Source organism: Mesorhizobium sp. M0037 (assembly GCF_040323635.1).
In the GTDB taxonomy this organism is placed as follows: Bacteria; Pseudomonadota; Alphaproteobacteria; order Rhizobiales; family Rhizobiaceae; genus Mesorhizobium.
Map to the genome: position 1 here is coordinate 89,984 of NZ_JAMYVB010000002.1, position 18,759 is coordinate 108,742.

The 18,759-nt window shown below is 64.5% G+C and carries 20 protein-coding genes and 1 tRNA gene; 12 read left to right on the forward strand and 9 right to left on the reverse strand.

Going from position 1 to position 18,759, the window contains the following annotated elements; genetic code table 11:
* Positions 1–3: 3 nt before the first annotated feature.
* Both NKJ78_RS04750 and NKJ78_RS04755 read right to left on the reverse strand, forming a co-directional pair.
* Positions 4–1,023, reverse strand: coding sequence for an LLM class flavin-dependent oxidoreductase (locus tag NKJ78_RS04750; RefSeq protein WP_023745836.1), 1,020 nt, complete (start codon positions 1,021–1,023; stop codon positions 4–6).
* Between the two features lie 82 nt (positions 1,024–1,105).
* Positions 1,106–1,303 (reverse strand): hypothetical protein, encoded by a 198-nt coding sequence (locus NKJ78_RS04755; protein ID WP_155923261.1) that lies wholly within the window; start codon positions 1,301–1,303, stop codon positions 1,106–1,108.
* A 60-nt stretch (positions 1,304–1,363) separates the two neighbouring features.
* On the opposite strand from NKJ78_RS04755, the gene msuE reads away from it, so the two are divergent.
* From msuE to NKJ78_RS04780, 5 genes are read left to right on the forward strand one after another with little or no spacing between them, the layout of a single operon-like run.
* Positions 1,364–1,921, forward strand: a complete 558-nt coding sequence (msuE, locus tag NKJ78_RS04760) for an FMN reductase (RefSeq protein ID WP_023683545.1) — start codon at positions 1,364–1,366, stop codon at positions 1,919–1,921.
* A 58-nt stretch (positions 1,922–1,979) separates the two neighbouring features.
* A complete protein-coding gene (locus NKJ78_RS04765) occupies positions 1,980–3,356 on the forward strand; it encodes an LLM class flavin-dependent oxidoreductase (RefSeq protein ID WP_023683544.1) in 1,377 nt (458 codons plus the stop codon).
* 24 nt (positions 3,357–3,380) lie between these two features.
* Positions 3,381–4,229 (forward strand): ABC transporter permease, encoded by an 849-nt coding sequence (locus NKJ78_RS04770; protein ID WP_023683543.1) that lies wholly within the window; start codon positions 3,381–3,383, stop codon positions 4,227–4,229.
* Between the two features lie 40 nt (positions 4,230–4,269).
* Positions 4,270–5,268, forward strand: a complete 999-nt coding sequence (locus NKJ78_RS04775) for an ABC transporter substrate-binding protein (RefSeq protein WP_352460356.1) — start codon at positions 4,270–4,272, stop codon at positions 5,266–5,268.
* 24 nt (positions 5,269–5,292) lie between these two features.
* Positions 5,293–6,057: an ABC transporter ATP-binding protein gene (locus NKJ78_RS04780; protein ID WP_023671311.1), complete on the forward strand. Its 765-nt coding sequence runs from the start codon at positions 5,293–5,295 to the stop codon at positions 6,055–6,057.
* Positions 6,058–6,106: 49 nt separating this feature from the next.
* Here NKJ78_RS04780 and NKJ78_RS04785 read toward each other — a convergent pair whose 3' ends face one another.
* The 3 genes from NKJ78_RS04785 to NKJ78_RS04795 form a co-directional block, all read right to left on the reverse strand.
* Positions 6,107–6,496 (reverse strand): hypothetical protein, encoded by a 390-nt coding sequence (locus NKJ78_RS04785; RefSeq protein ID WP_023693130.1) that lies wholly within the window; start codon positions 6,494–6,496, stop codon positions 6,107–6,109.
* A 102-nt stretch (positions 6,497–6,598) separates the two neighbouring features.
* Positions 6,599–6,674, reverse strand: a tRNA-Ala gene (locus NKJ78_RS04790).
* 173 nt (positions 6,675–6,847) lie between these two features.
* Entirely contained in the window at positions 6,848–7,240 is a 393-nt protein-coding gene (locus NKJ78_RS04795; RefSeq protein ID WP_023683538.1) for a TIGR02300 family protein, read from the reverse strand.
* 206 nt (positions 7,241–7,446) lie between these two features.
* On the opposite strand from NKJ78_RS04795, the gene aroA reads away from it, so the two are divergent.
* The 4 genes from aroA (at position 7,447) to NKJ78_RS04815 (ending at position 12,657) form a co-directional block, all read left to right on the forward strand.
* A complete protein-coding gene (aroA, locus tag NKJ78_RS04800; protein ID WP_023703673.1) occupies positions 7,447–8,805 on the forward strand; it encodes a 3-phosphoshikimate 1-carboxyvinyltransferase in 1,359 nt (452 codons plus the stop codon).
* A gap of 240 nt (positions 8,806–9,045) precedes the next feature.
* A complete protein-coding gene (gene cmk, locus NKJ78_RS04805; RefSeq protein ID WP_352460355.1) occupies positions 9,046–9,690 on the forward strand; it encodes a (d)CMP kinase in 645 nt (214 codons plus the stop codon).
* Between the two features lie 205 nt (positions 9,691–9,895).
* The gene (rpsA, locus tag NKJ78_RS04810; RefSeq protein WP_023703671.1) at positions 9,896–11,593 is read left to right on the forward strand and encodes a 30S ribosomal protein S1; all 1,698 of its coding nucleotides are present in this window, start codon (positions 9,896–9,898) and stop codon (positions 11,591–11,593) included.
* A gap of 242 nt (positions 11,594–11,835) precedes the next feature.
* Positions 11,836–12,657: an MOSC domain-containing protein gene (locus tag NKJ78_RS04815; RefSeq protein WP_023822063.1), complete on the forward strand. Its 822-nt coding sequence runs from the start codon at positions 11,836–11,838 to the stop codon at positions 12,655–12,657.
* Between the two features lie 135 nt (positions 12,658–12,792).
* Here the strand turns inward: NKJ78_RS04815 and NKJ78_RS04820 are convergent, their stop codons facing one another.
* From NKJ78_RS04820 to NKJ78_RS04835, 4 genes are all read right to left on the reverse strand, one after another.
* Entirely contained in the window at positions 12,793–13,500 is a 708-nt protein-coding gene (locus NKJ78_RS04820) for an SDR family NAD(P)-dependent oxidoreductase (RefSeq protein WP_023693135.1), read from the reverse strand.
* A gap of 188 nt (positions 13,501–13,688) precedes the next feature.
* Positions 13,689–15,269, reverse strand: a complete 1,581-nt coding sequence (locus NKJ78_RS04825) for a 5-guanidino-2-oxopentanoate decarboxylase (RefSeq protein ID WP_352460354.1) — start codon at positions 15,267–15,269, stop codon at positions 13,689–13,691.
* Positions 15,266–15,934, reverse strand: coding sequence for a TetR family transcriptional regulator C-terminal domain-containing protein (locus tag NKJ78_RS04830; RefSeq protein WP_023823892.1), 669 nt, complete (start codon positions 15,932–15,934; stop codon positions 15,266–15,268). The genes NKJ78_RS04825 and NKJ78_RS04830 overlap by 4 nt, the downstream gene beginning before the upstream one ends.
* Positions 15,904–16,776 carry a dimethylarginine dimethylaminohydrolase family protein gene (locus tag NKJ78_RS04835; protein ID WP_023823891.1) on the reverse strand — a complete coding sequence of 291 codons (873 nt, stop codon included), beginning with the start codon at positions 16,774–16,776 and terminating at the stop codon, positions 15,904–15,906. The genes NKJ78_RS04830 and NKJ78_RS04835 overlap by 31 nt, the downstream gene beginning before the upstream one ends.
* Here NKJ78_RS04835 and NKJ78_RS04840 point away from each other — a divergent pair.
* The 3 genes from NKJ78_RS04840 to NKJ78_RS04850 all read left to right on the forward strand — a co-directional run bounded on the left by NKJ78_RS04840 (position 16,703) and on the right by NKJ78_RS04850 (position 18,673).
* Complete coding sequence (locus tag NKJ78_RS04840) at positions 16,703–16,858, forward strand: hypothetical protein (RefSeq protein ID WP_196813600.1); 156 nt, start codon at positions 16,703–16,705, stop codon at positions 16,856–16,858. The genes NKJ78_RS04835 and NKJ78_RS04840 overlap by 74 nt on opposite strands.
* Before the next feature lie 144 nt (positions 16,859–17,002).
* Positions 17,003–17,818, forward strand: a complete 816-nt coding sequence (locus NKJ78_RS04845; protein ID WP_023693139.1) for an ABC transporter ATP-binding protein — start codon at positions 17,003–17,005, stop codon at positions 17,816–17,818.
* A gap of 54 nt (positions 17,819–17,872) precedes the next feature.
* Entirely contained in the window at positions 17,873–18,673 is an 801-nt protein-coding gene (locus NKJ78_RS04850; RefSeq protein ID WP_023671323.1) for a transporter substrate-binding domain-containing protein, read from the forward strand.
* Positions 18,674–18,759: the final 86 nt, after the last annotated feature.

Below are 18,759 nucleotides of genomic sequence, written 5' to 3' on the forward strand. Positions count from 1 at the left end.
TTGTCAGCGCCAGCCCAGAGCCGGCGCGACGTGCTTCAGGATCGCCTCGATGACGTGGGCGTTGTACTCGACGCCAAGCTGGTTGGGGACGGTCAGAAGCAGCGTGTCGGCCTCGGCGATCGCTTCGTCCTCTTTCAGCTGATCGATCAGCACATCGGGCTCGGCGGCATAGGAGCGGCCGAAGACGGCAAGCTTCTCAGGCTCGATATAGCCGAAATGATCTTCGCTGCTGCCGCCGCCGAAATAGGCGCGGTCGCGGTCGTTCACCAGCGCAAAGATGCTGCGGCTGACCGACACGCGCGGCTCGCGTGTGTGGTCGGCCGCCTTCCACGCCGCGCGATAGGCGCGGATCTGTTCGGCCTGCTGGATGTGGAGCGGCTGGCCGCCCTCATCGAACTTCAGCGTCGAACTTTGCAGGTTCATGCCGAGCTTGCCCGCCCATTCGGCGGTCGCGTTGGTAGCGGCGCCCCACCAGATCCGGTCGCGCAGGCCGGCCGAGAACGGCTCGAGCCGCAGCATTCCCGGAGGATTGGGGAACATCGGCCGCGGATTGGGTTGCGCGAAACCTTCGCCGCGCAGCACGTCCAGAAACACCTCGGCATGGTTGCGCGCCATGTCGGCATCGCTTTTGCCGTCCTGCGGCACGTAGCCGAAGTAGCGCCAGCCGTCGATCACCTGCTCCGGCGAACCGCGGCTGATGCCAAGCTGCAGCCGGCCACCGGCGATCAGGTCGGCAGCACCCGCATCCTCGGCCATATACAGCGGATTCTCATAGCGCATGTCGATGACGGCGGTGCCGATCTCGATGCGGCTGGTGCGGGCGCCGACCGCGGCCAGAAGCGGAAACGGCGAAGCGAGCTGGCGGGCAAAATGATGGACGCGGAAATAGGCGCCGTCCGCGCCCAGCTCCTCGGCGGCGACGGCCAGGTCGATCGACTGCAGCAGCGCGTCGGACGCCGAGCGCGTCTGCGATTGCGACGAGGGCGACCAATGGCCGAAGGAAAGAAAGCCGATCTTCTTCATGCGCGCATCCTGTTCTTTGATTCCAGTTGCCTACTTCGTCGCCCACGCGATCGGGTTCAATCGACACTCACACAACGCAGTGTCAATGCCGCCGGCCCTTGACGGTTTCGCAACGATACCCATCGGTGCGCAAAGGACCAAGGCCATGGTCCCCGGCGATGCCTTGCGCGACCGCGTCAGCATCTGCCGCGGCGCTTTTGGGGCCAAATGAACCAACCAAAGGCGATGTACCGCAAACTCCATTCGCTTCAGAGCCCGGTTTTGAAATCTTCTCGCTCATTTAATTCTACAAAATCGGTAGGCTTAATGCGGATAGTGCGTCTGCGAGAAGGAGCCTCGGATGTCAAAAAAGCTGGTGGTGGGGTTGTCCGGCAACCTGACCCGTCCGTCCAAGACGAAGGCATTCGTCAGCCACATCGCCGGTGAGGTGGCGAGCCGGGCCGGCTCGGCTTTGAGCGTTTTCGACATCGAGGATCTCGGCCCGTCCTTTGCGCCTGCAAGACAGCTTGGCGATCTCGATCCGGCGGCGCGCGGTATTATCGAGCAGCTGCTCGGCGCCGACGTGCTGGTGGTCGGCTCCCCGACCTTCAAGGGCAGCTACACCGGGCTGTTCAAGCACTTCTTCGACCTGCTCGACCCGTCGTCGCTGCGCGGCAAGCCGATCATCCTGGCGGCAACAGGCGGCGGCGAGCGTCATTCGCTAGTCGTCGAACACCAGTTGCGGCCGTTGTTCGGCTTCTTCGAGGCGCAGACCCTGCCGACCGCGATCTACGCCTCGGACAAGGACTTTGCAGATGGCGTGCTGGTGTCAGAGGCAGTCAAGGCGCGAGCCCGGCAGGCGGTCGCCGAGGCATGCCGGGTGGCCGGCGTGCCCTACAGCGTCGTCCTTGCCGCCTGAAAACCAACGATCCGCGACGCAACATTCCATCCCGCATAGACCAGAAGGACGCCTGCAAATGACTCGAGCCAGCAAGTCCGATAGCAGGCCGCGGCAGATCAAGCTCGGCGCTTTCCTGCCCGGCGGCGGGCAGCATATCGCCGCCTGGCGTCATCCCGATGCGCCGGCCGACGGGGCCACCAATTTCGAGTTCCACAAGCAACTGGCGCTGACCGCCGAGCGCGGCCTGTTCGACGCCTATTTCCTGGCCGACAACCTGACCGTCGGCCTCGGCGCCCGCGAGGGCGGCAATGCCAAGATCGCCGGTTTCGAGCCGGTGACGCTGTTTGCGGCGCTGGCGCCGCTGACGACGCATCTCGGCTTCATCGCAACGGCGTCCACCACTTATGAGGAGCCTTACACGCTGGCGCGCAAATTCGCTTCGCTCGACCTGTTGTCGAACGGCCGCGCCGGCTGGAACGTGGTGACCTCGGCCGGCGACGAAACGGCACGCAATTTCAACCGCGACGTCCAGCCCAGCCATGCCGAGCGCTATGCCAGGGCGCATGAGCATGTCGAGACGGTCAAGGCGCTGTGGGACAGCTGGGAGGATGACGCCTTCATCCGCGACAAGCAGTCGGGCCGTTTCTACGACAAGGACAGATTGCACGACATCGACCACAAGGGCGAGCATTTCAGCGTCAAGGGTCCGCTCAACGTGCCGCGCCCGGTGCAGGGGCATCCGGTTGTCGTACAAGCCGGGCAGTCGGAAGACGGACGCGGGCTTGCCGCGCACTCGGCCGAGGTCATCTTCACCGCCCATCAGAAGCTCGAGACGGCGCAGGAATTCTACCGCGACATCAAGGCGCGCGTGGCTGAAGTCGGCCGCGATCCCGACCAGGTGCTGATCATGCCGGGCGTCGCGCCCTTTGTCGGCCGCACCGAGGACGAGGCCCGCGCCAAATACCAACAGCTCAACGACCTTATCCTGCCCGAGGACGGTGTTGCGCTCCTCAACGGGCTGGCCGGCCAGACGCTCGACATCAGGGGCTATCCGCTCGACGGCCCGTTGCCGCCGAGCAAGGAAACCGAAGGCATGAAAAGCCGCCAGGCGCTGATCCGGCAGATTGCCGACGAGCACAATTTCAGCATCCGCCAGCTTTACCAATGGGTAGCGACGGCGCGCGGCCACTACACCATCGTCGGCAGCGTCACGCAGGTCGCCGATCAGCTGGAGGAATGGTTCACCAGCGAGGCGGCCGACGGCTTCAACATCCTGCCGCCCTGGCTGCCCGGCGCGCTCGACGATTTCGTCGACCTGGTCATTCCCGAGCTGCAGCGGCGCGGCCTGTTCCGCACGGCTTACGAAGGCCGCACGCTGCGCGAGAATCTCGGCCTCAGGCGCCCGGAAAATCCATGGACCGTCGCCCGCTCGACCGTCCTTGCCGCCGAATGACCTTGGCATCGAAGGGGTGAAGCAATGACGTTGCAGCACATCGATCGGCAAATCACGGTTCGCCGCAGTGGTGGCGAAACCGGGCTCGGCACCGACTTCCTGCGCCTCGGCGGCCGGGCTGCTGTTCGCTTCCTGAAGCGCTACGGCGTGCTTGCCGGCTTCCTGGCGCTCTGGCAGGTGGCGAGCAGCGTCGGATGGGTCAACGCGGCGGTGCTGCCGCCGATCGACATGATCGTCGAAGCGCTCTGGAAGGGGCTTGCCGGCGGCAGCCTGCTCGGCGACATCGCCATCAGCCTGCAGCGCGCCGGCATCGCCTTTGCCGCAGCCGTCGCCGTCGCCATTCCGCTTGGCCTGTTCATGGGCCAGGTGCGCCCGGTCGAAACCGCGCTCGATCCGATCCTGCAGGTGTTCCGGCAGACCTCTGCACTGGCGCTCTATCCGGTGTTCATCCTGCTCTTGGGACTTGGCGAGACCTCGAAGATCTTCGTCATCTTCTGGGCGACGCTGTTTCCGCTGCTGCTCAACACCACCAGCGGCGTCAAGGAAGTCGATCCCAAGCTGCTTGAAATGGCGCGCGTCTATGGTGCGAGCCGGCTCACCGTGTTTCGCCGCGTCGTACTGCCGGGCGCCGTGCCGTCGATCTTCGTCGGCTTGCGGCTGAGCGCCACCACGGCGCTGCTGCTGCTGATCGCGTCCGAGATGATCGGTGCCAACAAGGGCATCGGCTTCCAGGTGATGAACGCGCAGTACAATTTCCAGATCCCGCTGATGTTTGCGGCAATCGTCATCCTCGCCGGGCTTGGCCTGATCGCCAACCAGGCATTGGTCACCCTGCAGCGGCGGCTCTGTCGCTGGAGCAATCCTGTCAACTGAGCAGTCCGCCCCTCACCGTTTACCTCACAAGGACCCGATCATGAAAATCACCCGCCGTTCGCTGCTTGCCGGCGCGCCGCTTGCCGCCGGCCTCATCGCCGCCGGCCTGCCGCGCCTGGCCTTTGCGCAAGCCGCAGCCGTCAAGTTCCGCTACCTCGCCAGCCGTGGCAGCATCTCCCCGCATGAGCTGGCCGACGAGCTCGGCTACTTCAAAGGGCTCGGCGTCGAGCTGGAGAATGTCGGCTATTCCTCGGGTGGACCGGAATCGCTGTTTGCGCTGTCTTCCGGCAGCGTCGACATCGGCTCGGCCGCCACCGCGGCGGTGATCAACTCGATCTCGGGCGGCAACGACTTCGTCGCGGCGTATCCGAGCAACGGTATCAACAAGGATGTGAAGAGCGTCTTCTACGTGCTGGAAGACAGCCCGATCAAATCGATCGCCGACATTGCCGGCAAGACCATCTCGGTCAACACGCTCGGCGCTCATCTCGACTATACGGTGCGTGAGGCCCTGCACAGCGTCGGCCTGCCGCCGACCGCCGCCAACCTCATTGTCGTGCCCGGCCCGCAGCTTGAGCAGACGCTGCGCTCGCGCCAGGTCGACATTGCCGGCCTCGGCTACTGGCAGGCGACCTTTGCCGGCGCGCTGGTCGCCAATGGCGGCGTGCGCGGCGTGTTCGACGACACGCAGGTGCTCGGCGAACTCGCCGGCGGCTTCGTCGTACTCAGGCGCGACTTCATTGCCGCCAACCCGGATGCGGCGCGCAACTTCGTCGAACAGTCGGCGCGCGCCTCGGACTGGTCGCGCCAGAACCCGGACGAAGCCCGCAAGGTGCTGGCCACTATCCTCGACAAGCGCGGTGAAAACGGCGATCTCGCCCGCTACTGGACCGGCTTTGGTCTGCGCGAAGGTGCGCAGGCGACCGATCGCGACATCGACTTCTGGGTCGCCGTGCTGGAGCGCGACGGCCGTCTGGCCCAGGGCAAGCTGAAAGCCGCCGACATCCTGTACCGGCCCGGCGAAACCAAGATCAACTGAGCTTTGAAATAGCTGAGAGACAAGATGGCCGGTTCCAACCGTGGCGGAGAGGTCTCGATCCGCGACCTCTCCAAATCCTTCAGCCTCGGCGGGCGCCAGCTTGCCGTGCTGCGGACGCTCAACCTCGACATTCGTTCGGGGGAATGCCTGGTCATTGTCGGCGCCAGCGGCTCCGGCAAGACCACGCTGCTGCGTATTCTGGCCGGGCTGGAGGCGGCCGACAGCGGCGGTGTCGCGATCGACGGCCAGCCGGTGCATGGCGTCGGCGCCGAGCGTGCCGTGATCTTCCAGGAGCCGCGGCTGCTGCCGTGGCTGAGCGTGCTCGGCAATGTCGCGTTCGGCCTCGAAGTGCGCGGTGTTCCCAAGAGGCAGGCCGAGGAACGCGCCCGCTTCTACGTCGCCCTGGTCGGCCTTGCCGAATTCGCCGATGCTTTTCCGAGCCAGCTTTCCGGCGGCATGGCGCAGCGCGTCGGCATCGCCCGGGCGCTCACTGTGCAGCCCGAGATCCTCCTGCTCGACGAGCCGCTGGGGGCGCTGGACGCCATGACCAAGATCGGCATGCAGGAGGAACTGGCGCGCATCTGGAGCGAGGAGAACGTCACCATGGTGATGGTCACCCACGATCTGGAGGAGGCGATCTATCTGGCTGACCGGGTGCTGATCCTGCCCAAGGAGAAAGGCGGCGCGGCGCGGTTGATCGACATCGACCTGCCACGCCCGCGCGAGCGCAGCGAGAGCCGCTTCGTGCGCTATCGCGAAGAACTGCTGCGCGAATTCGGCCTGCATTGATCAAGGGAAGGAGCCAGCCGTGGCTTCCCCGGAAGATTAGCTCTCGCGATTACTGCTTGGTGAACGTGCCCGTATAGGTGCGGTCGGCAAGCCCATAGGTGACGGCCAGCGTTCCGTCCGCCTGAATGACCGCGCTGACGTCCGCGCCATTGGGAAGGCGCCGCAGTTTCAACGTGTTGCCGAAAATCTTGCCTTCGCCGTCGGCCACGCCCGGTTTGTTGTCGCCGACATCGCCCCAGGCATAGGTGGCGGTGACATTGCCGCCGCGCGTAATCGTCAGCACAGCGAGCTTGCCATCATACATCCCGTCCAACTGTCCGCCCCATATGCCGGAAAACGCGACATACTTGGCCGGGACTCCTTCGCCGGGCGGCATGACCCGCACAGATGGATCGAGGACCGCCGCACCATCCGGAGCAGAGATCGCGGCAGGCGCCATGGGCTGAGGTGCGGGCGCTGGCGGCGGCGATGATGGTTCAGGCGCCGACTGGCAGGCGACAAGCATGAATGCCGCGAAACCGAGCGTCGGAAAGAGACTGTTTGGTGGAGCCAATCGGGATCGAACCGACGACCTCTTGAATGCCATTCAAGCGCTCTCCCAACTGAGCTATGGCCCCACTCCGGCAGTCAGCCGTCGCCGTTGCCGGCGAGAGGTCCGGCGCGGGTTTCAGGACCGCGCCGTTTAGTGCAGGCGGCTTCTAACCCCGCCTTCCCTGAAGATCAAGCCTTCGAGGCCCGCTTTTTCATCATAGCCCGTGAACGCCGCTAAATGCATGCGTTCGAAGCGTTCCTAGACTTCGTCGTCGTCGTCGCCGACGCCGATCATGTCGGCGACGTCGTCGTCTTCTTCCTCTTCGTCGGCAAGGAAAGTATCGTCCTCATCGTCGCCTAGATCGACATCGTCCTCGTCGTCGCCCAGGTCGGGAAGCTCGTCGCCGGCCTTGACGTCTTCGTCGGCCTCTTCAAGCGAGACGACTTCAACGCCTTCTTCTTCCTCGGCGTCCACTTCCTTCTCGGCCACTTCCTCTTCCTCTTCGAGGGCGGCGATCTTGCCGTCCTCGAAATAGGAACGCGGATACGTCTTGCCCGTATAGGGCGAGACGATAGGGTCCTTGTTCAGGTCGTAGAATTTTCGGCCCGTTTCAGGGTCGACACGCTTTGTGCCAAGTTCGTTTTTTGCCACGTCAAGCCTCGTCAGTAAAAGAGTGGTCCCCTTAACCACAGTTTACCGCGCTGTCAAAGCGAAAAGCCGGCGTCACAAAACCAAGCACTGAAAGGCCTCGCGCCAAGCGACGACCATGGGGATGACCATTCGTGCCCGCCGTGATACGAGACCGCCGCAACAAATGAAAAGCGCCGGTGCGCCGGCATTCCGTCCAGGGAAATTCCATGTCTCACGCCGCCGCTGCCAAGCCGGCCACCGCCCGCAAATCATCCGCCCTTTCCGGCACCGCTCGCGTGCCGGGCGACAAGTCGATTTCGCACCGTTCCATGATGTTCGGCGGCCTTGCCTCCGGCGAAACCCGCGTCACCGGCCTGCTCGAAGGCGAGGATGTGATGCGCACGGCGGCCGCCATGAAGGCGATGGGCGCGCATATCGAGAAGCGCGGCGCCGAGTGGGTGATCCGCGGCACCGGCAATGGCGCGCTGCTGCAGCCGGAAGGCCCGCTCGATTTCGGCAATGCCGGCACCGGCTCCCGCCTCACAATGGGCCTCGTCGGCACTTACGACATGGAAACGACCTTCATCGGCGACGCATCGCTGTCGGGACGGCCGATGGGCCGCGTGCTCGAACCCTTGCGCCAGATGGGCGTGCAGGTGCTGAAGGCGACGCCGGGCGACCGCATGCCGATCACGCTGCATGGGCCGAAACACGCCGCACCCATTACCTACCGCGTGCCGATGGCCTCGGCGCAGGTGAAGTCGGCCGTGCTGCTGGCAGGCCTCAACACGCCCGGCATCACCACCGTGATCGAACCGGTGATGACGCGCGATCATACCGAAAAGATGCTTAGGGGATTTGGCGCCAATCTCTCGGTCGAGACCGACGAGCGCGGCGTGCGCCACATCTTCATCGAGGGCCAGGGCAAATTGACGGGGCAGACCATCGCCGTGCCCGGCGATCCCTCCTCGGCCGGCTTCCCGCTGGTCGCGGCACTGATCGTGCCGGGTTCGGACATCGTCATCGAGAACGTGCTGATGAACCCCACCCGCACCGGCCTGCTTCTAACGTTGCAGGAAATGGGCGGCCAGATCGACATCTTGAACCCGCGCAATGCCGGCGGCGAGGATGTTGCCGATCTGCGCGTGCGCTACTCCGAGCTCAAGGGCGTCACCGTGCCGCCCGAGCGGGCCCCGTCGATGATCGACGAATATCCGGTGCTGGCGGTTGCCGCGAGCTTCGCCGAGGGCGAGACGTTGATGCAGGGGCTGGAAGAGCTGCGGGTGAAGGAATCCGACCGACTGGCAGCGGTTGCCAATGGGCTGAAGCTCAACGGCGTCGACTGCACCGAAGGCGAAGCTTCGCTCGCGGTGCGCGGAAAGCCCGGCGGCAAGGGGCTGGGCGGCCATCCCAATGGCCAGGACACGACGGTGCAGACGCATCTCGACCATCGTATCGCCATGAGCTTCCTGGTGATGGGGCTGGCAACGGAAAAGCCGGTAACCATCGACGACGCCGCCATGATCGCGACGAGTTTCCCGGAGTTCATGGGTCTGATGACGGGGCTCGGTGCGGAGATCGGGTAGGTTGATGCCAAGCGCAAAGCAAGCAGAGATGTCGGCGGGACAGCGCCCCCCTCTGTCCTGCCGGACATCTCCCCCTCAAGGGGGGAGATCGGCCGTCACAGCGGCTTTCGCCAGTTTTCGAAATTGCAGGAAAGAGTGGGGCGCAGAAGCTTCTGATCTCCCCCCTGGAGGGGGAGATGTCCGGCAGGACAGAGGGGGGCGCGAAGGATCGCGGCGTCTGTCTTTCGTGTTGGCCCGCCAATGACCTTCACCATAGCCATCGACGGACCCGCCGGCGCCGGCAAAGGCACGCTGGCCCGACGTCTGGCCGACCACTACCGCCTCAACCTGCTCGACACCGGCCTTACCTACCGCGCCGTCGCCTATGCGTTGATCCGGCACGCGCTGCCGCTCGACAATGTCTCGGCGGCCGAAACCGCTGCCCGCCAGGTCAATCTAGCCAAGCTCGACCGGGCGGTCTTGTCGGCGCATGCTGTCGGCGAAGCGGCTTCGAAGGTAGCGGTTTACCCTACCGTTCGGCGCATCCTGGTCGAAAAGCAGCGCGATTTCGCCAAAACGCCGCCGGGCGCGGTGCTCGACGGGCGCGACATCGGCACGGTCGTGTGCCCTGACGCCGACGTAAAACTCTATGTGACGGCGAGTGCGCAGGTGCGGGCGCAGCGCCGGCTGGCGGAAATCGAGAGCATCGGCGGCACTGCCAATTTCGCCGAAATCCTTGCCGATATCATGCGCCGCGACGAGCGCGACATGGGCAGGGCCGACTCGCCGCTGAAGCCCGCCGCCGACGCGCACTTGCTTGATACCTCCGAAATGGCTATAGAGGCCGCGTTTCTGGCGGCCAAAGCGATCATCGACGACGCCTTGGCCAAGAGAGATAAAGCCTGATCCAGGGTTTTCCCGCTGCCACCGATTGCCGGAAGCGAAGAAAATACCCATATCGGGCACGAACCAGCCTGCCAGCATTCTTCATGCGCCGGAATTGCCGCTTAGGCGGCCCAGGGCTTTTGTAGCCCGGAACGCCGGCAGGCCAACGCAACGCTAACCCACGGCGCCCGTCCCGCAAGAGATGCGGGGCACTCCAGGAGAAAATATGTCAGCTGCAAATCCCACTCGCGACGATTTCGCGAGCCTGCTCGAAGAATCATTTACCGCCGGCCACTCCGGCGAAGGTCAGGTCGTCAAGGGCACGATCCTGGCGATCGAAAAAGACATGGCCATCATCGATGTCGGCCTCAAGGTCGAAGGCCGCGTGCCGCTGAAGGAATTCGGCGTCAAGGGCAAGGACTCGACGCTCAAGGTCGGCGACACGGTCGAGGTCATGGTCGAGCGCATCGAAAACGCGCTGGGCGAAGCCGTCCTGTCGCGCGACAAGGCCCGCCGCGAAGAGAGCTGGGTCAAGCTCGAAGAGAAGTTCACCAAGGGTGAGCGCGTCGAAGGCGTCATCTTCAACCAGGTCAAGGGCGGCTTCACTGTCGACCTCGACGGCGCCGTGGCCTTCCTGCCGCGCAGCCAGGTCGATATCCGCCCGATCCGCGATGTCTCTCCGCTGATGCACAACCCGCAGCCCTTCGAGATCCTCAAGATGGATCGCCGCCGCGGCAACATCGTGGTGTCGCGCCGCACCGTGCTCGAGGAAAGCCGCGCCGAACAGCGTTCGGAAATCGTGCAGAACCTCGAAGAAGGCCAGGTTGTCGAAGGCGTCGTCAAGAACATCACCGATTACGGTGCGTTCGTCGACCTCGGCGGCATCGATGGCCTGCTGCATGTCACCGACATGGCATGGCGCCGCGTCAACCACCCGACCGAGATCCTCAACATCGGTCAGACGGTCAAGGTGCAGATCATCCGCATCAACCAGGAAACCCACCGCATCTCGCTCGGCATGAAGCAGCTCGAGAGCGATCCGTGGTCCGAGATCGGCACCAAGTTCCCGATCGGCAAGAAGATCAAGGGTACCGTCACCAACATCACCGACTACGGCGCGTTCGTCGAGCTGGAGCCGGGCATCGAAGGCCTCATCCACGTTTCGGAAATGTCGTGGACCAAGAAGAACGTGCACCCCGGCAAGATCCTGTCGACGACACAGGAAGTCGACGTTGTCGTGCTCGAGGTCGATCCGGCCAAGCGCCGCATCTCGCTCGGCCTCAAGCAGACGCTGGAAAACCCGTGGCAGGCTTTTGCCGCGAGCCATCCGGTCGGCAGCCAGGTCGAGGGCGAGGTCAAGAACAAGACCGAGTTCGGCCTGTTCATCGGCCTCGAAGGCGACGTGGACGGCATGGTGCACCTTTCCGACCTCGACTGGACCCGTCCGGGCGAGCAGGTCATCGAAGAGTACAATCGCGGCGACATGGTCAAGGCGCAGGTGCTCGACGTCGACATCGACAAGGAGCGCATCTCGCTCGGCATCAAGCAGCTGGCCAAGGACACGGTCGGCGAAGCCGCGACTTCAGGCGAACTGCGCAAGAACGCTGTCGTCACCTGCGAAGTCACCGGCATCAAGGATGGCGGTCTGGAAGTGCGGCTGGTCGACAGCGGCATCGAGACCTTCATCAAGCGCAACGACCTCAGCCGGGACCGTGACGAGCAGCGCCCCGAGCGCTTCTCGGTCGGCCAGAAGCTGGACGCCCGCGTCATCGCCTTCGACAAGAAGACCCGCAAGCTGCAGGTCTCGATCAAGGCGCTGGAAATCGCCGAAGAGAAGGAAGCCGTCGCACAGTACGGCTCTACCGACTCCGGCGCTTCGCTGGGCGACATCCTTGGCGCCGCGCTGAAGAAGCAGGGCAGCTAAGCCGCTTCGCGCGCAGCGCGTAAGCCGCTTCGCGCAAGCTAGGCCTCGGCTGCGCCTCGCGCGCAGCCTGAACAAGAAAACCCGCGGGCCGCAAGGCTCGCGGGTTTTTCATGCTCGGCTGCGCGATTGGCACAAGACTAAGACCGTGCAACCCCTTCAATTCCGCACGCGCGGTTGTAGGCTCGGCCGTCGTTGCAGACGTAAACACGGAAGGCCCTTCGGGCAACAGAGAAGCATGCGGGATGAAGGTCGCCGAACTCTATCGCTATCCGGTCAAGAGCCTGCGCGGCCATGCCGTGCCGAGCGCCGACATCGAGACAATGGGCATGGAAGGCGACCGCCGCTGGATGGTCGTCGACAAGGATGGGCAGTTCCTCACCATTCGCCAGATACCTGATATGACGACGATCGACGTCGAGCATCGCGAAACGGGCATCCTGTTGAAACATGACAGGCATGGCTCGCACTTCGTCGAGGCTCCGGCTCCCAGCACCGCGCTCCGGCAAGTCAAGATCTGGAAGGATATGGCTGCCGCGCGGCCGGGCGATCCGGCCGCCGGCGCCTATCTCTCGGCTATTCTTGGCCGGCCCGTCGATCTCGTCTATTTCGACGATCCGCAAAACCGGCCGGTCGATGCGGAATTCGGCCAGCCCGGCGATTTCGTCGGCTTTGCCGACGGTTTTCCGCTGCTGATCGCCACGACAGGCTCGCTGAACCATCTGAACAGCCATCTTGCCAGGCCCATCGAGATGGCGCGGTTCCGGCCAAACATCGTCGTCGACGCAGACGGCGCATGGCTCGAAGACAGCTGGAAGACGATCCGCATCGGCGCTGTCGAGTTGCGCATCGCAAAGCCTTGCTCGCGGTGCGTCATCACGACCCGAGATCCGTTGAGCGGCGAGCAGCCGGACCCGCGCGAGCCGTTGCAGACGCTTGGCAAAATCCACCGCTCCGCCAAGGGCGGCATCATCTTCGGCCAGAATGCGATTCCCAACAACGCCGGCGCGATCGCCATCGGCGACGCAGTCGAGGTCGTGGAAGCGGGCGTCTCGAACCTGACGTAGTCGCAGGCCTTCTAATGCCGTGGAGGCGTCGGCGGTCGCCATGATTGAATGGCTAACCTCCGCTGTAAATCAGGCGAGGTCGGCAAAGGCCGCCATCGGAAGCCAAACCAAATGAGTCGCCTGCGCGGCGGAACTTCAGGCGCGGCCGTAAAGTGGCGCCAGCGTTCCGCTCATTGCCAGATTGGCCGGTGATGCCAGATAGGCGATTGCCTCGGCGGCGGCTTCGAGGCTGACCCATTTGCCGAAATCGGAATCCGGCATGTCGGCGCGGTTGGCCGGCGTATCGAGCGTCGAGGGCGCTACCGCGTTGACCAGTATGCCTTTATGCTTCAGCTCTTCCGCCATCGCCACGGTCATCGCCGCCACTGCCGCTTTGCTGGCGGTATAGGCGACCATGCCGGCGCCTCTGCGCGGGTCGAGCCCGGCGCGTGCCGTGACATTGACGATGCGGCCCGCTGTGTTCGAGCCCAGCATGGAGCGTACTGCCGCGCGGCAGCACAGAAAGGCGGTGCGGGCGTTGGTGTCCATCATTTCGGCAAAGGATGCGGATTCGATTTTCTCGACGGGGGCCATGGCAAAGCCGCCGGCCAGATGGATGGAGGCCCACAATTCGGGAACGCTGTCATAGAAGGCATCGACCTTGGCAGGATCGGCGAGATCGACATTATGCGCCAGCCGGACGCGATCATGGGCCGCGAAGGGGAAATGCGTGGGGGCCGACGCGTGGGCATTGGGCACATGGCAGATCGCGCCGTCCGCCAGCAATTTGCCGACGACCGCGGCACCCAGCGCCCCGGTGCCACCGGTCACCACGATATGCTTGCCCTGAACTGTTTCCGTCATCCTGGACGCTCCTGTCGTTTCTTATGATTATGTCGCTTGTCGTGCCGCGCCGACGCAGAGCGTCGCGCCTTTTGCACGATCACTCAACCGACATCTCGACATGGCAGTTGTTGCGTCTTTGCATCGCTCGAAGCCGCCGACCGCCCCTTCCGACCCCCGCGCATGGACATCCGGCGCGCGGCCAGGCGTCAGTCGATGGTGATTTCGATGACGTGCGGCAGTCTGGTTGCGCGTGCGCGCTTGAGCGCATCGGCGAGACCGGCAGTACCGGCAAGCCGCTCGGCTGATATACCATAGGCCTCGGCCAGCTTGCAGAAATCCGGCGGCGCCGGGGACACGCCGACCGGCTCGACGCCGACATCGAGCATCGACGTTTCGATCTCGCGATAGCCTCTGTTGTTCCAGACGACGAAGATGACCGGTGCGGGTGCATCGAGCGCCGCGCCTAGCTCCGACAAGGTGAACTGGAAGCCGCCGTCGCCGGTCAGGCAAACCACCGGCACGCCGGGCATGGCGAGCGCTGCGCCGATCGCCGCCGGCGGCCCGTAGCCGAGCGCGCCGAAACCGGTGGCGGCGTTGAACCAGCCGCCTGGCCGGTCATGGTCGTAATAGAGATTGGCGGCGTAGATCGGCTGGGTGGAATCGCCGACGATGATGGCGCCCGGCAGTGCGTCGCGGATGGTTTCCACCGCACGCACCTGCGCGGCATAGGCCGGGCTGAGCTCGGCAAAGGCCGCCTTTCTCGACGCGGCTGCGCGGCTCTCGCCGTCCTTCGCTGCGGCATGATCAGGGTGGAGCGCGCCTAGCAGTGCACCAAGCGCCTCCGCGCAATCGGCCTGGATGCCGACGCTCACCGGGCGGCGGGCGAGCTGGTCGGCGCCGATATCGATGCGGATCAGATTGGCGGGCAGCACGAAGCCGCCGTCGCTGTAACCGTCATAGTCGGTCGGGCCGAATTCGGTGCCGGCGGCGATGACCAGATCGGCGTCTGCCATCAGCGCACGCACCGCCTTCAGGCTGGGGCTGGCCGGCACGCAAAGCGGATGCGCGTGCAGCAGACCGCGCGCATTGGCGGTCTGGACGACAGGTGCGCCGAGCCGCTCGGCCAGGCGCTGCAGTGGCTGTTCGGCGCGCTTGGCGCCGCCACCGGCAAGGATCAGCGGTCGGCGCGCGGCTGCGATCAGTTTGGCTGCCTCGGCAATGGCTGCGCCATCCGGCGCCGGCGGCGCTGCATTGGTGAGCGAAGCAGCGATGCCGTCGGCCGGTTTGACCATGACGTCGGTCGGGATCTCGATATGGACGGGGCCCGGCCGCGACGACGAAAACAGCGCGAAGGCCCGCGCCAAAGCGCCAGGCAATTCGCTGGCCTCGGTGACACGCTGCGAAAACAGCGCCACCTTCTCCATCATGCCGCGCTGGTCCGGCAGTTCGTGCAGGAAGCCCAGCCCCTTTCCCAGCGTCGGCATCGCGTTGACGCCCGAAATCACCAGCATCGGCACCGAATCGGCGCGCGCCTGGCCCATTGCGGTGATGGTGTTGGTCAGCCCCGGTCCGGTGATGACAAAGGCAACGCCCGGCCGGCCGCTGGCACGGGCATAGCCGTCGGCCATGAAGCCGGCGCCCTGTTCGTGACGCGGCGTGACATGGCGTATCTTTGAACGCGCCAGCCCGCGGTAAAGCTCGACAGTGTGGACGCCAGGAATGCCGAAAACGGTGTCGACGCCATGCGCTTCGAGCAGCGTGATCAGCGCTTCGCCGATGGTGGTCATAGCTTCTCTCCCTTTTGCGGCGCGAGGCCGAGCTCGGCCTCTATGGCTTTGACGCCGATCGCCGCCAATTCGCCAGGCGAGAACATCTCTGCGGCCAGACAGCCTTCGATCCAGAGCCCGTCGATGATCGCGTTGATGGCAATGGCATGGCGGCGCAGTTCATTTGCGTTTGGCCTGCGCTGCTCGGCGCCGAGCACTTCGGCAACGACTGCTTCCACCTCGTTGCGAAAGCCAAGATAGCCTTCGCGGTGGGCGCGAGCCAGGCTCGGATCCGCGCCGGCGCGGCCGATGAAGGTTGCCCACAGCGAAAACACGCGTGCATCGATGATCGGCGCGTTGAGGTTGGCGGTAACGAAGGCCGCAAGGCGCTGGCGCGGCGAGGCGTCTTCCATGAGCAATGCCGCCTTCGCCCGCTCGGTCATGCGGCCCATCAGCGCCGCGTACGTTTCCTGCAGCAAGTCTTCCTTGCCGGGGAAATAGTGCCGGATCAGCCCGGCGGTGACACCGGCGCGCAGTGCGATGGTGCGCAGGCTGGCGCCCTCCAGCCCATGTTCGGCCACGCTGTCCAGGGTCGCGTCAATCAAATCCTGCCGCCGCCGCTCCTCGCCCTCGCGGCGGAACTTGCGGCGCTCATTCATTGCCGCAGGATGGGCCGCGTCAGGCATGTCGGCCCACCTTCGCAGGCGATGCAGAGGGCATCCGCCTCGAAGATTTGAACCGTGCAGCCGGCGGCTTCCATCGCGGCCCTGGTCTTGGGAAAGCCGGCGACGGCAATGACCTTGTGCGGGCTGGTCGGCAGCACGTTCAGGCTGAGGCCGTTGGACGCGGCAAACTCTTCGGCGTCGCCTTCCACCAGCCGGATGCCGCGCGCCTTCAGCAACTGATAGAACGGCGCCGGCAAAAGCGGTGAATAGACCAGGGCCAGGTCGTCGGCCAGCGGGCTGATCACCGACATCAGATGCAGGCACGCCTCCTCGCCCTGCCACAGCGGCAGATCGAAACCGTAGACGGAAATGCCGAGCGGCGTCAGCAGATTGGAAACCTGCTGTATGCCTTCCTGGTTGGAGCGCACCCCGCGCCCGATCACCAGCGTGCTGGCATCCAGCCATACGCAATCGCCGCCTTCTACCTGGCCGGGAGCCTGGACGCGGCCGAGGATGGGAATACCCAGGCGTGTGTAGGTTTCCTCATGCAGCGATGGCTCCCGGGCGCGCAATGGCTTGCCCATGGACAGGATCAGCGCGCCGCGGTCGGTCATCAGCGACGGGTCGTGGGTGAATACGGAATCCGACAGCCCGTCGGCCTTGTCATCGATCCATTCGATTTCGGCGCCGGACGCCGCCACCAGCTCAGCGAGAGCCGCGTGCTGCGCCGCCGCTTTCGCCGGGTCGAAACCCGGGCCATAGTGCCAGGTAGCCCGGTCGGCACCGCGCATGGCATTGGCCGCCGACCGCATCAGCACGCGCCGCAACGGCGCCGCCATGGATTGTGATCCGAAAGCGCTCATCAGTGCCCTTTTCAATGCCGTGTTCAAGGTGAAAAAAATGGAAAAAATTTCATCGGAGGCTATTTATACACTTGCACAATAAGGCCGCAAGTGCCGTAATGAGCGGGATTGACGGGCTCGCGCTGTTGGGTCCATGCTGAAGTCTGGAGTGGGCATTACAGCGTATGTTGATTAGCCGGATAGACGTTCGACGATCTGCCGTGGACCCTGTGGCAGAGGTTCCCCGGTGAGCGCGGCGGGAACCGCCGCAGTCCAATCCGGCAAGGCGCAGGACGGCGCCGCCGAAGCCATCCATGTCGAGAACCTGCACAAGAAATTCGGCCAGCTGCATGTGCTGAAAGGCGTTTCGCTGTCGGCGCGCGACGGCGAAGTGATCGCCATTATCGGCGGCTCGGGTTCCGGCAAGTCGACGCTGCTGCGCTGCATCAACTGCCTGGAAAACCCGACCAGCGGCATCATCCGCGTCAATGGCGAGGAGATCAAACTCAAGGCCGACAGCCACGGCCACACCGTGCCCGCCGACCGCCGGCAGATCGAACGCATCCGCGCCAAGCTCGGCATGGTGTTCCAGAACTTCAACCTGTGGAGCCACATGACGCTGATCGAGAACGTCATCGAGGTTCCGGTGCATGTTCTGGGCGTAAGGCGCGACGTGGCGATCAGGGAAGCCGAAAAGCTTTTGGCGCGCGTCGGCCTCGCCGAAAAGCGCGACGTCTATCCGGCCTATCTCTCCGGCGGTCAGCAGCAGCGCGCGGCGATCGCCCGCGCCCTGGCCATCAACCCGCGCGTCATGCTGTTCGACGAGCCGACCTCGGCGCTCGACCCGGAGCTGGTTGGCGAGGTGCTGAAGGTGATCGGCGACCTGGCGCGCGAGGGCCGCACCATGGTGCTGGTCACGCATGAAATGAAATTCGCCCGCGAGGTCGCGACCCATGTCGTCTACCTCTGCAACGGGCTGGTCGAGGAAGAGGGGCCGCCGGAGCAGATATTCGGCGCACCGAAATCCGAAAGGCTGAAGCAGTTCATCCGCAACATCGGCTAGGACAAGCCGGGACGGAAGAAAACCGGGAACCAACAACAAACTGGGAGTCGTGACATGAAGACTGTTCTGAAAACATTCGCCGCAGCGCTGCTGCTCGGCGTCGCCGCCATGGGCGTGGCCAAGGCCGATCCGGTCAAGATCGGCGTCGCCGCCGAGCCCTATCCGCCCTTCACCTCGCCGGACGCTTCCGGCAAATGGGTTGGCTGGGAAATCGAGTTCATCGACGCCGTCTGCGCCGAGGAGAAGCTCGACTGCGTCATCACGCCTGTCGCCTGGGACGGCATCATCCCGGCGCTGACGACCAAGAAGATCGACGTCATCGCCAGTTCGATGTCGATCACTGCCGAACGCGAGAAGACCATCGACTTCTCGGATAAGTACTACAACACGCCGACCGCCATCATCGGGCCGAAGGACCAGAAATTCGGCGCCACGCCGGACGATCTCAAGGGCAAAGTGCTCGGCGTGCAGGTGTCGACCACCCATTCGGCCTATGCCAAGAAGCATTTCGGGCCCACGGCCGCCGAGATCAAGGAATACCAGACGCAGGACGAAGCCAACAACGATCTGGCCGCAGGCCGCCTCGACGCCGTCCAGGCGGATTCGATCGCGCTCGACGCATTCCTGAAGTCGGACCAGGGCAAGGCCTGCTGCGATCTGAAGGGCATGGTGGCTCCGGACGATGAAGTGCTCGGACCGGGCGTGGGCGCCGGCGTGCGCAAGGAAGACACCGACCTTAAGGCCAAGATCAACGCCGGCATCAAGGCGATCCGCTCGAACGGCAAATATGACGAGATATCGAAGAAATACTTCGATTTCGACATTTACGGTGGTGGCGGCGCGCAGTCGAACTGACGATCCTCGCATGAGCTAGGGGGCATGGCGTCAGCGCCATGCCTCCCTGCCCCCGCCGGCGCTGCCGTCGGCGGTGGTTGAAGCCA

What these genes read in the sequence shown, in the direction of transcription:
- NKJ78_RS04820 (WP_023693135.1), bottom strand. Translation starts at nt 13,500, where the DNA reads ATGACGGAAACAGTTCAGGGCAAGCATATCGTGGTGACCGGTGGCACC.
- NKJ78_RS04830 (WP_023823892.1), bottom strand. Translation starts at nt 15,934, where the DNA reads ATGCCTGACGCGGCCCATCCTGCGGCAATGAATGAGCGCCGCAAGTTC.
- NKJ78_RS04825 (WP_352460354.1), bottom strand. Translation starts at nt 15,269, where the DNA reads ATGACCACCATCGGCGAAGCGCTGATCACGCTGCTCGAAGCGCATGGC.
- NKJ78_RS04775 (WP_352460356.1), top strand. Translation starts at nt 4,270, where the DNA reads ATGAAAATCACCCGCCGTTCGCTGCTTGCCGGCGCGCCGCTTGCCGCC.
- NKJ78_RS04780 (WP_023671311.1), top strand. Translation starts at nt 5,293, where the DNA reads ATGGCCGGTTCCAACCGTGGCGGAGAGGTCTCGATCCGCGACCTCTCC.
- NKJ78_RS04755 (WP_155923261.1), bottom strand. Translation starts at nt 1,303, where the DNA reads ATGAGCGAGAAGATTTCAAAACCGGGCTCTGAAGCGAATGGAGTTTGC.
- NKJ78_RS04770 (WP_023683543.1), top strand. Translation starts at nt 3,381, where the DNA reads ATGACGTTGCAGCACATCGATCGGCAAATCACGGTTCGCCGCAGTGGT.
- cmk (WP_352460355.1), top strand. Translation starts at nt 9,046, where the DNA reads ATGACCTTCACCATAGCCATCGACGGACCCGCCGGCGCCGGCAAAGGC.
- NKJ78_RS04850 (WP_023671323.1), top strand. Translation starts at nt 17,873, where the DNA reads ATGAAGACTGTTCTGAAAACATTCGCCGCAGCGCTGCTGCTCGGCGTC.
- aroA (WP_023703673.1), top strand. Translation starts at nt 7,447, where the DNA reads ATGTCTCACGCCGCCGCTGCCAAGCCGGCCACCGCCCGCAAATCATCC.
- rpsA (WP_023703671.1), top strand. Translation starts at nt 9,896, where the DNA reads ATGTCAGCTGCAAATCCCACTCGCGACGATTTCGCGAGCCTGCTCGAA.
- NKJ78_RS04840 (WP_196813600.1), top strand. Translation starts at nt 16,703, where the DNA reads ATGGCATTGGCCGCCGACCGCATCAGCACGCGCCGCAACGGCGCCGCC.
- NKJ78_RS04835 (WP_023823891.1), bottom strand. Translation starts at nt 16,776, where the DNA reads ATGAGCGCTTTCGGATCACAATCCATGGCGGCGCCGTTGCGGCGCGTG.
- NKJ78_RS04785 (WP_023693130.1), bottom strand. Translation starts at nt 6,496, where the DNA reads ATGGCGCCTGCCGCGATCTCTGCTCCGGATGGTGCGGCGGTCCTCGAT.
- msuE (WP_023683545.1), top strand. Translation starts at nt 1,364, where the DNA reads ATGTCAAAAAAGCTGGTGGTGGGGTTGTCCGGCAACCTGACCCGTCCG.
- NKJ78_RS04815 (WP_023822063.1), top strand. Translation starts at nt 11,836, where the DNA reads ATGAAGGTCGCCGAACTCTATCGCTATCCGGTCAAGAGCCTGCGCGGC.
- NKJ78_RS04765 (WP_023683544.1), top strand. Translation starts at nt 1,980, where the DNA reads ATGACTCGAGCCAGCAAGTCCGATAGCAGGCCGCGGCAGATCAAGCTC.
- NKJ78_RS04750 (WP_023745836.1), bottom strand. Translation starts at nt 1,023, where the DNA reads ATGAAGAAGATCGGCTTTCTTTCCTTCGGCCATTGGTCGCCCTCGTCG.